Raw genomic sequence first — 12241 nt, forward strand, 5'->3', positions numbered from 1 at the left:
CGATGCCCGGCTTGGCAATCTTCATTAGGTGCTGCGTTCAACGCGCCCGAACCTCAGTCGTTTTCCGTTTCCGGATCAAGCAGACGGTGCATGTGTACGATAAAGTAGCGCATGTGGGCATTGTCGACGGATGCCTGCGCCTTGGCCTTCCAGGCTGCATAAGCCTTCGCGTAATTCGGATAGATGCCGACGATATCGAGATCCTCAAGGTCTCGGAACCTGATTTCGTCGACCTTTTCCAGCTCCCCGCCGAAGACGAGATGCAAAAGCTGCTTGGGCTCTTCCGCTTCACTCATTCGTTCACTCCATCGCTCGGTTCGGCGCACTTACCGGATGACGCTTTTCAGGATCGGCCGCAACGGATCGACCAGCGCCGACGGACCCGCGACAAGGGCCTTGTGGCGGACATCGGGCTTGTTGTAGATGGCGGCCGCACCCTCCAGATCCGTCAGGCAGCCGCCTGCTTCCTGCACCAAAAGATCGGAAGCCGCAAGATCCCAGTCGCACGCTCGCCCGCGTGCCGAGGCGATATCGATGCGTCCGTCGGAAACCATCGCAAGCCGATAGGCAAGGGAGGGGATGTAACCGGCGTAGACTACACCGCGTTCCGTTATCTCCGCGTGCTTCGATACGGATTTCGGCCCGGCGAAGCGTGCGCCGGAAAGGTCTTGCCGCGCGGATACTCTTATGCGCTGCCCGTTGAGCGTCGCCCCCTTGCCGAGCGCACCCAGGTACATCTCGTCGCCCGCGGGTCGATAGACAGCCGCGTAGACCGGCCGCCCCCGCTCCACGACCGCAATGGCAACGGTCCATTCGTCCGTACCGGCCAGAAACGCACGCGTTCCGTCGATCGGATCGACGATGAAGACGCGGCTTCGCGAAAGCCGCTTTTCGTTGTCGCGCGTTTCTTCCGACAGCCAGCCATAATCCGGGCGGCTTGAGGTGAGCATATCGTGCAGGTGCCGGTCGACCGCGATATCGGCTTCCGATACCGGGGAATCGCCTTCCTTCGTCCAGCGCTTCGGATCACGGCGGAAATACCTGAGCGCGATATCGCCCGCTTCCCGCGCCGCCTGTTCGAGAAGCTCAAGATCGCTCGTCATCGTTTCACTGGCCGGCAAGGGTCATCCCCGTAATCAGAATGCTGGGCGCGGCCACCGAATAGCGGTCATCGAGGTCCGATGCCGGCTCAAGGCGCGCGAACATGTCCTTCAGGTTTCCGGCAATCGTGATCTCGCTCACCGGATAGGCGATCTCGCCGTTTTCGACCCAGAACCCGGATGCGCCCCGCGAATAGTCACCGGTTATCCCGTTCACGCCGTGTCCGATAAGGTCGGTGACGAGAAGGCCCTCGCCAAAGTCCTTCATCATTTTCTCGGGCGTTCTGGCGCCGGGATGGAGCGTGAGGTTGGTCGCCCCCGGCGAAGGTCCGGCCCCTCCCCTCAGCGCCCGTCCGTTGGACGTGAGCCCCATTTCCCTTGCCGTCGCATGATCGAGAAACCAGTGCTTCAGGACACCGCCCTCCACCATGGTCAAGGGTTTCGCCACGCATCCCTCGCCATCGAATGGCCGCGTCGCAGGCGAGCGCGGCTTTCGCGGATCATCGGTAATGCGAATATTATCGGCGAAAACCCGGCTGCCCATCGCGTCCTTCAGGAAGCTGGTCTTGCGGGCGATGGCCGCTCCGTTTACGGCACCGGAAAAATGCCCGACCAGCGAGCGCGCCACCCGCGGCTCGTAAAGCACGTCGCACGTGCGGCTTGAAAGTTTTCGCGGGTTGAGCCGGCGCACCGCCCGCTCGCCAGCGCGTTTGCCGATATCCTCCGCCTTTTCGAGATCCTCGAAGAAGGTGCGGAAATCGTAGTCGTAGTCGCGCTCCATCGTCGTGCCCTCTCCGGCGACGGCGGTCATCGACAGCCCATGGCGCGATGTGAGATAGGAGCCGGAAAACCCATGGCTCGTCGCAAGAACGAGGCCCGCAAGCTGCCATGATGCGCTCGCGCCGCCGGATTTCGACACACCTGTAACGTCCAGCCCCGCGCTTTCGGCGGCAAGTGCCCGCTCCGTCAGCGCCTCGACGGACATCTGCGTGCCGTCAAGCAGTTCGAGGACGGGGAAGTCCCGGACAAGGTCCTCTTCGGGCGCAAGCCCGGCGTAAGGGTCTTCCGGCGCGACTCTGGCCATGGCGACCGCGCGTTCGGCAAGCTCCTTCGCATCGCCCAGAGTGTTGGCCGATACGCTCGCCACCCGCCTGCCGACGAAAACGCGAAGGGTGAAATCATCGCCCTCCGCGCGTTCGCTTTCCTCGACCTTGCCTTCGCGCACGTCGACGGACAGCGACACCGCCGAAACGGCGACAGCGTCGGCGGCATCCGCGCCTGCCGCCCGAGCAGCTTCAACCAGCTTTCCCGCACGCTCTTCCAGAGCCGATTGATCGACCAGTTCGCTCATGCGCCGTTCCTTTCTTCGTGTCTTGATGTCGTCTTTAGGTAGCCGAAGCTCCGCAGGCAAGGCGTCTGCGCAAACCATCAACGGTCCCGTGCCGTTTCCGGAAAAGGTTAACGGCCGGAAATGACGTTTAGTCACATTTCCCTAACCCTCTTTGAAATCAGAGAAATTTAACCTCGTTTGTTAAGCTGATCCGCACAGGCGGCCCGTATAGTCGGTTTCATCAGAGGCCCGATAAAAACCCCCGATAAGGACCAAGGGCCCGATGGAGAGGCGAATTGAGACGTCAAGCAGCTATGCAGGACGCCACCGATCCGGGATCGAGCCTTGTCGATGGGCTCGATCCCCATCGGTTGCCCCACCGGTTCACCGCCAGAAACGAACCTCTTTCACGATCAGGCGAGAAAACGTCCTTCGAGGTCTATATCGACCGCGATACGGTTGTCATGAAGCGCAAGCTCGCCGGGCTTCCGCTGACCGTGGTTCTGCCGACGAACACGTTCACCGGCGTTTATGCCCGCGTGACGCCCGGCACAGCGCCGGAAGTGCTCACCGTTTCCATTGGCCTTCACCATCGCGATCCGGCGCTCTGTGTCGAGCTCATGTCCAGCGAAAGCGTTGAAGCCGCGGCAGGCTACTGGCGCGATTGGGCCGATGCTCTCGATCTTCCTCTGGTTGCCGTCGAGCCGGACGGCTCCATCGAGATCGTTGCGGAAGCCGGGCCGTCGAAGAGCGTGGAACGGCCGGCCGCGCGCCGCCGGGTCGCGGCACTGACAAACCGCCGTCCGCGTTTCCTCGTGCGCCGCAAACCGGGCAACCGCTCATATCGCCCGGCCGTATTCGCCGGCGAGCGCGAAATCATCGCCCGCAACTGATTCCGGTTTTCAGCCTCCCGCCCCCGCCTGGCGTGCAAAGCGCCATGCCGTCCGGGCCAGGGGGCCAATCTGGCGGATCATCGCCGCCGCATTCTCGTTCGCCGCCGTACCATCACGCACGCGCCCTGCGATACCCTGCAGGATCGCGGCGATACGGAAGAAATTATAGGCGAAGTAGAAATCGAGCCGGTCTCGTACGGCAAAGCCAGTCGCTGCTTCATACCAGCCGATATAGGTATCGAGCGAAGGTATTCCGAGCGCTGCGAGATTCAGCCCTTCGAGAGAACCTATCCCGGACCCGTCAGGCATCGCGGGCATTTCCCACTGCATGCAGTGATAGGTGAAATCGGCCACGGGATCGCCGAGCGTCGAAAGTTCCCAGTCGAGCACGGCAAGCACGCGCGGCTGGCCGGTTGCCAGGATCAGGTTGTCGAGCCGGAAATCGCCATGGACGACGCGGGCAGGGTTTTCGGGCGGCAGGTTCTTCGGCAGCCAGTCGATGAGCTTGTCCATCTCATCGATCTTTTCCGTTTCCGACGCCCGGTACTGTTTCGACCAGCGCGCGACCTGCCGCGCGACATAGCCCTCCGGCTTCCCGAAATCCCCAAGGCCGATCGCATCCGGCTCATACCGGTGAAGCCTGGCGAGCGTTTCGTTCATCGCGCGGTAGATCGCCGACCGCTCCGTCGTGTCTACACCCGGCACGGACGGCTCCCATACGATACGCCCGTTCACCTTTTCCATGACGTAGAAGGCTGTGCCGATCACGCCCTCGGCCTCGCACAGAAGGAAGGTTTTCGGCACGGGAAAACCCGCAGCGCCCAGCGCCGACATCACCCGGTATTCCCTGTCGATCGCATGTGCGGATGGCAGAAGCTTGCCGGGCGGCTTGCGGCGCAGCACGTAGTCGCGCCCGGGCGTGGCCACCAGGTAGGTCGGATTTGACTGACCACCCTTGAACTGACGGACTTCAACCGGCCCTTCGAAATCCGCGATTTCGCTTTCCAGATACGATTGCAGCCTTTCCCTGTCGAACGAAAGTGCCGCGGGCACTTCCTTGGTGCCGGAAAAAGCCTCCTGACGGTCGATCCGTCCGCTCAAGATACGTCCTCCATCAGGAAGGGATGCAATGCCTCATAGGTGGCATCCGGATTTTCCTCGACAAGGAAATGGCCCGCATCCACCGCCGCCTCGCGCACATCCTTTGCCCAGTCGCGCCAGACGTCGCCGGGCGTGCGCTCGCCACCGGCAAAGCCCGCTGCCCCGTAAACGGCAAGAAGCGGGAGGGAAATCTTCCGGCCGGCCTCCCTGTCGGCCGTATCGTGCTCCATGTCCACCGTCGCGCCTGCGCGGTAGTCCTCGCAAAGCGCATGGATCCTCGCCGGTTCGATGAAGAACGCGCGATAATGCTCGAGTGCGGCTTCCCCGAAGGGGTCGAGAGAGCGGGCCTTGGTCCAGCCCGCAAGCGTGTGTTCCAGATAGTTGCGCGCATCGCAGGCGATCAGGCGCTCCGGCAACGGGTGCGGCTGGGCGAGGAACAGCCAGTGATACATGCGCAGGCCGCGCTGCCAGTCCATACGCTGCCAATAATCGTATGTCGTCAGGATATCGAGAACGGCAACGCGCGTAAGTCGCTCCGGATGATCGAACGCCATGCGGTAGGCGACCCGCCCGCCCCTGTCGTGTCCGGCGATGGCGAATTTGGCATATCCCAGCCGTTGCATGACGGAGATCATGTCATTCGCCATGGTCCGCTTGGAATAGGCGTTGTGGCCGCTGTCGCCTGGCGGGGCGGACGATGCGCCGTAACCGCGCAGGTCCGCTGCGACGACCGTGAAGTCCTGTGCAAGGCGCGGCGCGAGCGTGTGCCACATAGCGTGGGACTGCGGAAACCCGTGGAGCAGAAGCAGAGGCGGCCCGTTTCCGCCGATCCGGCAGAAGATTTCCGCACCCTCCACATGCAGGGTTTCTGTCTGGAAGCCGGGAAACAGATCCTTCAGCCTATCGTCTTGCATTTCCGGGTGCACCTCCCCACCGGGCTTCGCCGACCGATTGCCCGAACCTTCCCGCAAGGATGGAACGGCTCCGCGGACCAGGCAAGTCCGGCAGGAGCAAGAGAGTGCCTTGTGCGGATCAGTTCTGCTTTTCGCGCTGAATTGCCCGCCAGCCGATATCGGACCGGCAGAACCCTTCCGGCCAGTCGATCTTCTCGATCGCCGCATAGGCGCGGTCGCGGGCTTCGCCAACGGTTTTCCCGATCGCCGTGACATTGAGCACACGGCCGCCGTCTGCGAGGATACGCTCACCTTCGCGCCTGGTTCCGGCATGGAAGATTTTCACGCCCTCGGACTGCCCCGCTTCTTCAAGGCCTTTGATCTCGCTGCCCTTTTCGTAAGAACCGGGATAGCCTTGCGTTGCCATCACAACCGTCAGCGCGACGTCGGAATGCCAACGCGCGCTCATCTTGTCGAGCGTCCCGTCGACCGCCCCCAATATCAGCGTGACGATGTCGTCCTTCAGCCGCATCATCATGACCTGGCACTCCGGATCGCCGAAACGGATGTTGTATTCGATAAGTTTCGGCCCTTCGTCGGTGATCATCAGCCCGGCATATAGGATGCCCTTGAACGGCATGCCGTCCGCCGCCATGGTCCGTACCGTCGGCTCGATGATTTCGCGCATGGTCCGATCCACCAGCGCCTCTGTCATGATCGGGGCCGGGGAATATGCGCCCATGCCGCCGGTGTTGGGTCCTTCGTCGCCGTCGAAGGCCCGCTTATGGTCCTGAGCGGTGGTGAGCGGCAACGCCGTCTCACCGTCGCAGATCACGAAGAAGCTCGCCTCTTCCCCGCTAAGACACTCCTCCACGACCACTTCCGCACCGGCTGCGCCGAACTCACCGCTGAAACACTCGTCGATCGCCTGAAGCGCCTCATCGAGCGTGGCTGCGACCGTCACGCCCTTGCCAGCGGCCAGACCATCCGCCTTGACGACGATCGGCGCGCCTTGTGCCCTGGCATATTCGCGCGCCGAAGCGGCATCGCTGAAACGCCGATATGCCGCCGTTGGTATTTTCGCCCGTGCGCAAAGATCCTTCGTGAATCCCTTGGAGCCTTCCAGCCGGCTTGCCGCCTTGCCGGGGCCGAACGCCTTTATGCCGGCAACGGCCAGATCGTCTACAACACCCTCGACCAGCGGCGCCTCCGGACCGACGACGACGAGATCGATTTCCATGTTCTTGCAAAAATCGACCACCGCGCCATGGTCTGCGGGATCAAGCCTTACAACTTCGGCTTCCTCGGCGATTCCGGGATTGCCCGGCGCGGCGAAAAGTTTGTCCGTGAGCGGCGAATTGGCGATCGCCCAGGCCAGCGCGTGCTCCCGGCCACCAGACCCGATCAGCAGGATGTTCATGGAATTCGCCCCCTGATTGCCTGTCGCAGGAGCAACAGAGCATAAAGCCTACCGGGGCGCTCTATCATTTATCGTTCGACCCGTAAACGCAGCTTGCGACAGCATGCGGCGCATAAGGATTGCCGCATGGTTTTCGTTAAGGAATTTGTCTTACGACTTTCAGGATATTGAATCTTTCCTCAACGGCGGTTTTATGGAACTCACCAACGCATTTCTCTTGTTCGGCGAAGCATCCCTTTATTTTTTCGTGATGGTGTCGTTGCTGGAAGCCCGGCACAAGATCGGCCTCGGCGTTTTTTTCTGCGCGCTCGGCGTCATGCATTTCCTCGAAACCTACCTCGCCAGCGTGTTTTACGTGGCGCTGCCCTTCGGCGTGATATCGCCCGGATCTTCCGTGCTGTTTTCCGGCAAACTGCTGATGATCCTTCTGCTTTACATCAAGGAAGACGCCGCGGTCGTCCGTCAGCCGATCTACGGCCTCTTGATCGGCAATTTCCTGATCGTCGGCCTCGTCATGATCCTGCGAAATCACGAAACCCTAGCGCTGATCGAAGGCCGCTCACCGAACTTCTCCTTCATCGACGAGATGGGATGGTTGATGGTCTGGGGCACCACGCTGCTTTTCTTCGATTCCGTCGGGATCATCCTTCTATACGAGCGCCTCGGCGGCTGGTTCCGCCGACACCCGGCATTGCGCTTCCTTTTGTGCGGGATGGTCATGCTCACATTCGACCAGCTTGGCTTCTACTTTGCGCTTCGCTACGTATCGGGCGCGCCGGTCGACGTGCTTTTCGGCGGCTGGATCGCGAAAATGGCGGCAGCCATCGTCTATTCGGCTTTCTTCCTGATCTACATGCGTGTCAGCAGAACAACGCTGCCCCAAAGCGAAAGCCTCGGCACCTCCGATGTATTTCACGTCCTCACGTATCGGGAGCGCTACGAACAGCTTCTGGAGGCCGCCGCGCGCGATCATCTGACAGGCGTCTACGATCGCGGGCGATACGACGTCGAGGCGCCTCGCGTGATCGACAAGAACATCCGCCGGGGTTATCCGGTCAGCCTCATGGTGATCGACATCGACCGCTTCAAGGAAATCAACGACACCTTGGGGCATTCGGCAGGCGATGTCGTCCTGAAGGATGTCGCCGAAATTCTTGCAGGCGCGCTGCGCGGCGACGATCACCTGTTTCGCTACGGTGGCGAGGAGTTTGTGGTGGTTTGCGAGCGCCTGCCGATAGACGGCGCGCTATCCATGGCTAACCGCCTGCGCCGGAGGATCGCCGAAACCGTACACACCGAAAGCGGTTCAAACGTCACCGTGAGCATTGGCGTCGCCGCGGGGCCGGATGACGGGCATGCTTTGACATCCTTGTTCAAAACCGCCGATGCGCGGCTTTACAAGGCCAAGCAGGAGGGCCGCAACCGGGTTTGCGGCAATGACGGGGTCCAACAGGGGCAAATGATCCTGGCGACTCAGCCCGTAACGTGACCAGTATCGTTCCCCCTTCCGTTCGCGGCCCAAACCTCCTATCACCGGAAGAGATTTGGGTCGCAGGCAAGGACTGAGCATGAACGGACGCGTCGCCGATGCGGTAAAGGGCCATTGGGTCGACACCCATGCCCCTGAGTGGCTTCGCCCCTACGCCAGGCTCGCGCGTTGGGAGCGGCCGATCGGCTGGTGGCTTCTTCTTTGGCCGTGCTGGTGGTCGGCAGGCCTTGCCGCCGTCGCAAGCGAGAGCGCATTTCCCAATCCCGTGCATCTGGTCTTGTTCCTGATCGGCGCGGTCGCCATGCGCGGGGCCGGCTGCACCTACAACGATCTTGTCGATCAGGATATCGACTTAAAAGTCGCGCGCACGCGCTCCCGCCCGATCCCCTCCGGCCAGGTGACGCCGCTGCAGGCGAAAGTGTTTCTGATCCTCCAGGCGCTCGTCGGCCTTGCGGTACTGCTGAGCTTCAACCGTTTCACGATCGTTCTCGGGCTCGTGTCCCTGCTTCCGGTCGCGATCTATCCGTTCATGAAGAGGATCACCAACTGGCCGCAGCTCTTCCTGGGATTTGCCTTTTCCTGGGGCGCACTGATGGGCTGGGCGGCAGTCTTCGGCAGCCTCGACTGGACGCCGATCCTGCTTTACCTCGGCGGGATATTGTGGACGATCGGCTACGATACGATCTACGCCCATCAGGACAAGGAAGACGACGCGCTCGTCGGCGTGAAATCGACGGCGCGCCTTTTCGGCGAGCGGACGAAACCCGCACTGGTGCTTCTTTACACCGGGGCAACGGCGCTTTTCGCGGCAGCCGCCTCACTGGCCGACGCCGGCCCCGCCGCATTCGCCGGGATCGCCCTGGGGGCCATCCATCTGTTCTGGCAGATTATTCGGCTGGAAATCGACGATCCCGACCAGTGCCTTAAGCTATTCCGCTCCAACACCCGTTATGGCTGGATCGTTTTTGCCGGATATGTGGCGGATGCGCTGATTTCCGCCTAGTCGATACGATGCGACGAAATTCCTTCTTGCTCCTTCTTCGAATTTCCTCTTCGTAATCTTTGCGCTATTACGCAAACTCTGAAGAGGTTATCGGGGAAGGCGGAGAAACATGAGCGAAGCGTTCTCGACGGAATTTTCGCGCGAAACACCCTCTAATTCTTCAGAAGAGAAGACAAAAGGCGGAATCTCCGCGCAATCGCGCCGCCATCTTCAAATGCGCAAGCAGGCAATGCGAGAACATCCCCAGCTTCGCGAGCTTGCCGGCGCCGAACCGCGCACTGCCTTGGCGTTGCCCATCCTTCTCGCCCTTCACTGGAGCGTGGCATGGGCCGTATCCGACACGAATCTTCTGATCGTTTTCCTGGCCGCATTCATCCCGGGTCAGATCATCATCCACGCGACCGGTGCTCTCGTGCACGAAACAGCCCACAAGCTCATCTTCCGCGGGCCCCGGACAAAACTGGCCTTCGATCTAGGGCTTGAGACGATCCTCACTTCCTTCGGCAAGCAACTTACTTATCAGCACGAGCATATATCGAGCCACCATCCCTACATCGGCGACTATGAGCGGGACTACGAATACGAGGATCTCTGTGCCTTCAAAGCCCGCACGATGCTGATTGATGGAAGTCCGCGGCTTGCGCGCTTCATGACGGGCGCAACCCTGTTCGTCCATCTGCTCCCCTTCGGCTTCATAATCAGCGACGAGATTTTCCCTCGCGCCTACCAGCGCCTGACGGGGCGCGTTGCGAAGGATCGCGAGCGTCACATTCCCTCCACCAAGGCGCCTTTCTGGCAGAAAAGACTGTTTATTGCGTGGTCGATCGGCACAAACATCATCATTTTCGCCCTGTTCGGCTTCTGGGGCTGGCTCTATCATGTCTGGGCCCTGTCGCTGTTCCTCGGCAAGTTCGGGATCACGAACCTCGGCCAGTCGCTCAGCGAGCACGCAGGCAACGATAACGAAACACCTACCCGCTCAACCTATGGACCGATCAACTGGATCCTGTTCAACACCGGTTATCACAACGAACATCACACTTTCCCCAATGTCGCTTGGACGAGACTGCCGGCCCTGCACGACGCGGCGCCGGATGTTTTTCATTCGCGCGCGCAAAAATCCTACTTCGGTTACTGGTGGGATCACGTAAAAGGCGACTTCAAGACCTCGCGGGTCAGCCCGCTTCAAGCGATGGATCAAAGCCGCAGATGCCCGGCATCGGGGCAAGAGGAAACCTGAAAGAGAGCTTGCGAAAATGGCTTCACCCAGAATCGGACTTGCGCTTGGCGGCGGCGGCGCGCGCGGGCTTGCTCATGTCCCGGTTCTCGAAGCCTTCGACGATCTCGGCATAAAGCCGCACGCGATCGCGGGAACCTCGATCGGCGCACTAATCGGCGCTGCCTACGCCGGCGGAATGTCGGGCGACGACATCAGGGACTACACCGAAAAAACGCTTAGCGACCGCAATGCGGCGCTTGCCCGGCTTTGGCAGCTGAGGCCGAAGCGCTTTGCCGATATTTTCGGCGCCGGCGGGGTAATGCAGTTCGACGCACTAAGGGTCCTGGAGGTGTTCGTCGGCGATGCGATCCCTCAGACTTTCGAGGAACTGAAGGTGCCGCTCGCGGTACTTGCCACCGACTTCTACGGCTGCCGTGAGGTCGATTTACGCAGCGGCCCGCTTCATTCCGCCGTTGCAGCGTCGATTGCAATCCCCGCTCTCTTCAAGCCGGTTACCATTCAGGACCGCATCATGATCGACGGTGGCGTGGTCAATCCGCTCCCCTTCGACGCGCTGCCGCAAGCCTGCGATATCGTCGTCGCCGTGGATGTGGTCGGATCACCGGTTTCGCGGGGAAAGACGCCGCATCCAAGTGCCGGCGACTCGCTCTTCGGCGCCACCCAGATCCTGATGCAGACGGTGGTGGCGGAGAAACTGAAGAGCCGCCGTCCGGACATCCTGGTGCGGCCGGATATCGAGGCTTTCCGGGTGCTGGACTTCCTGAAGGCCCGCAAAATCATGGATACCGCTCAGCCGATCCGCGAAACGGTGAAGACGCAGATCGAGAAATCCATCAAGGCAATCGAAAAATCCGCAGACGGAAAAAAGAAAGCCTGAGAATTCCTTCAAGGCTTGCCTTGCCGCTTGAAGCTCCCGCTTCGGACACTACCCTCAATCGGGTCCAAGGGAGGGTCTCCGCATGCTCCGTCTCCTAACGTCAACTATCCGGCACGCGATCGCGACGCTGTTCCTCGCGCCGCTTCTGGTTATCCCCGCTTCGGCCGTCTGCCAACTTGTGGCCGATGCACCCCTGGACAGGCTGCCGGTGGTCAAGGCCGCACTTGCGCCGGACGAGGTCCGCATAACCTACCTCGGCCATTCGACCTTCGAGATCGAGACGCCGAAGGGCATCCGAATCGCGACGGACTACAGCGGTGCCTACAAGCCAGTGATGATTCCGCATGTGGTGACGATGAACGGCGCGCACGGGACGCATTTCACCTTCAATCCGGACTCCGAGATCGAGCACGTGCTTCTTGGATGGAATCCCGAAGGCGGGCCGATGGATCATGACAAGACGATCGAGGACGTGCGCATCCGCAACATCCAGACCAACACTCGCGGCTGGGACGGCGAGACGAATCTTTTGGGCAATTCGATCTTCGTTTTCGAGGTGGCGGACCTTTGCATCGCCCACCTCGGCCACCTGCACCAGCGGCTGACGGAAAACGACCTGACCCGCCTCGGCCAGATCGACATCGTCTTCGTACCCGTCGACGGATCGGCGACGCTCTCCCACCAGAGCATGATCGAGGTGCTGAAATCTATCGGCCCGCGCATGGTGATCCCGATGCACGTCTTCCGCTACGGTTCGCTGCAGTCCTTCGCGGGCCGCATGGCGGAATCGGGCTACATCGTCAACATGTCCGACAACCCGACCTATATCGCAAGCCGGGCCGGCCTGCCGGCGGCACCGACGTTCCTGGTGCTGCCGGGCAATTGACCCGCCGCG

At 61.2% G+C, this 12241-nt stretch carries 12 protein-coding genes; 6 read left to right on the plus strand and 6 right to left on the minus strand.

Annotated elements, in window-relative coordinates; translation table 11 throughout:
- Positions 1-53: 53 nt before the first annotated feature.
- From GR183_RS14520 to GR183_RS14530, 3 genes are read right to left on the minus strand one after another with little or no spacing between them, the layout of a single operon-like run.
- Positions 54-296 carry a DUF4170 domain-containing protein gene (locus tag GR183_RS14520; protein ID WP_160776386.1) on the minus strand — a complete coding sequence of 81 codons (243 nt, stop codon included), beginning with the start codon at positions 294-296 and terminating at the stop codon, positions 54-56.
- 30 nt (positions 297-326) lie between these two features.
- Positions 327-1121 carry a 3'(2'),5'-bisphosphate nucleotidase CysQ gene (locus GR183_RS14525; RefSeq protein ID WP_244313760.1) on the minus strand — a complete coding sequence of 265 codons (795 nt, stop codon included), beginning with the start codon at positions 1119-1121 and terminating at the stop codon, positions 327-329.
- A complete protein-coding gene (locus GR183_RS14530) occupies positions 1108-2451 on the minus strand; it encodes a TldD/PmbA family protein (RefSeq protein ID WP_160776387.1) in 1344 nt (447 codons plus the stop codon). The genes GR183_RS14525 and GR183_RS14530 overlap by 14 nt, the downstream gene beginning before the upstream one ends.
- 275 nt (positions 2452-2726) lie before the next feature.
- Between GR183_RS14530 and GR183_RS14535 the strand changes: the two genes are divergently transcribed.
- A complete protein-coding gene (locus GR183_RS14535) occupies positions 2727-3323 on the plus strand; it encodes a DUF6101 family protein (protein WP_202396115.1) in 597 nt (198 codons plus the stop codon).
- Between the two features lie 9 nt (positions 3324-3332).
- Here GR183_RS14535 and GR183_RS14540 read toward each other — a convergent pair whose 3' ends face one another.
- The 3 genes from GR183_RS14540 to purD all read right to left on the minus strand — a co-directional run bounded on the left by GR183_RS14540 (position 3333) and on the right by purD (position 6737).
- A complete protein-coding gene (locus GR183_RS14540) occupies positions 3333-4424 on the minus strand; it encodes a phosphotransferase family protein (protein ID WP_160776388.1) in 1092 nt (363 codons plus the stop codon).
- Positions 4421-5338 (minus strand): alpha/beta fold hydrolase, encoded by a 918-nt coding sequence (locus tag GR183_RS14545; RefSeq protein ID WP_160776389.1) that lies wholly within the window; start codon positions 5336-5338, stop codon positions 4421-4423. Before GR183_RS14545 ends, GR183_RS14540 begins: the two co-directional genes overlap by 4 nt.
- A 118-nt stretch (positions 5339-5456) precedes the next feature.
- Entirely contained in the window at positions 5457-6737 is a 1281-nt protein-coding gene (purD, locus tag GR183_RS14550; protein ID WP_160776390.1) for a phosphoribosylamine--glycine ligase, read from the minus strand.
- 193 nt (positions 6738-6930) lie between these two features.
- Here purD and GR183_RS14555 point away from each other — a divergent pair, with 193 nt between their 5' ends.
- From GR183_RS14555 to GR183_RS14575, 5 genes are all read left to right on the plus strand, one after another.
- A complete protein-coding gene (locus GR183_RS14555) occupies positions 6931-8226 on the plus strand; it encodes a GGDEF domain-containing protein (RefSeq protein ID WP_160776391.1) in 1296 nt (431 codons plus the stop codon).
- A gap of 79 nt (positions 8227-8305) precedes the next feature.
- Positions 8306-9229: a 4-hydroxybenzoate octaprenyltransferase gene (gene ubiA, locus GR183_RS14560; RefSeq protein ID WP_160776392.1), complete on the plus strand. Its 924-nt coding sequence runs from the start codon at positions 8306-8308 to the stop codon at positions 9227-9229.
- A gap of 229 nt (positions 9230-9458) precedes the next feature.
- A complete protein-coding gene (locus GR183_RS14565; RefSeq protein WP_160776393.1) occupies positions 9459-10469 on the plus strand; it encodes a fatty acid desaturase in 1011 nt (336 codons plus the stop codon).
- A gap of 16 nt (positions 10470-10485) precedes the next feature.
- Entirely contained in the window at positions 10486-11346 is an 861-nt protein-coding gene (locus GR183_RS14570; protein WP_160776394.1) for a patatin-like phospholipase family protein, read from the plus strand.
- A gap of 82 nt (positions 11347-11428) precedes the next feature.
- Positions 11429-12232 (plus strand): MBL fold metallo-hydrolase, encoded by an 804-nt coding sequence (locus GR183_RS14575; RefSeq protein ID WP_160776395.1) that lies wholly within the window; start codon positions 11429-11431, stop codon positions 12230-12232.
- Positions 12233-12241: the final 9 nt, after the last annotated feature.

The sequence above is a fragment of the Stappia sediminis genome, assembly GCF_009826895.1.
Lineage (GTDB): Bacteria > Pseudomonadota > Alphaproteobacteria > Rhizobiales > Stappiaceae > Hongsoonwoonella > Hongsoonwoonella sediminis.

Coding starts and splice junctions, on each gene's coding strand:
- GR183_RS14520 (WP_160776386.1), bottom strand. CDS start 296: ATGAGTGAAGCGGAAGAGCCCAAGCAGCTTTTGCATCTCGTCTTCGGC.
- GR183_RS14530 (WP_160776387.1), bottom strand. CDS start 2,451: ATGAGCGAACTGGTCGATCAATCGGCTCTGGAAGAGCGTGCGGGAAAG.
- GR183_RS14545 (WP_160776389.1), bottom strand. CDS start 5,338: ATGCAAGACGATAGGCTGAAGGATCTGTTTCCCGGCTTCCAGACAGAA.
- purD (WP_160776390.1), bottom strand. CDS start 6,737: ATGAACATCCTGCTGATCGGGTCTGGTGGCCGGGAGCACGCGCTGGCC.
- GR183_RS14555 (WP_160776391.1), top strand. CDS start 6,931: ATGGAACTCACCAACGCATTTCTCTTGTTCGGCGAAGCATCCCTTTAT.
- ubiA (WP_160776392.1), top strand. CDS start 8,306: ATGAACGGACGCGTCGCCGATGCGGTAAAGGGCCATTGGGTCGACACC.
- GR183_RS14565 (WP_160776393.1), top strand. CDS start 9,459: ATGCGAGAACATCCCCAGCTTCGCGAGCTTGCCGGCGCCGAACCGCGC.
- GR183_RS14570 (WP_160776394.1), top strand. CDS start 10,486: ATGGCTTCACCCAGAATCGGACTTGCGCTTGGCGGCGGCGGCGCGCGC.
- GR183_RS14575 (WP_160776395.1), top strand. CDS start 11,429: ATGCTCCGTCTCCTAACGTCAACTATCCGGCACGCGATCGCGACGCTG.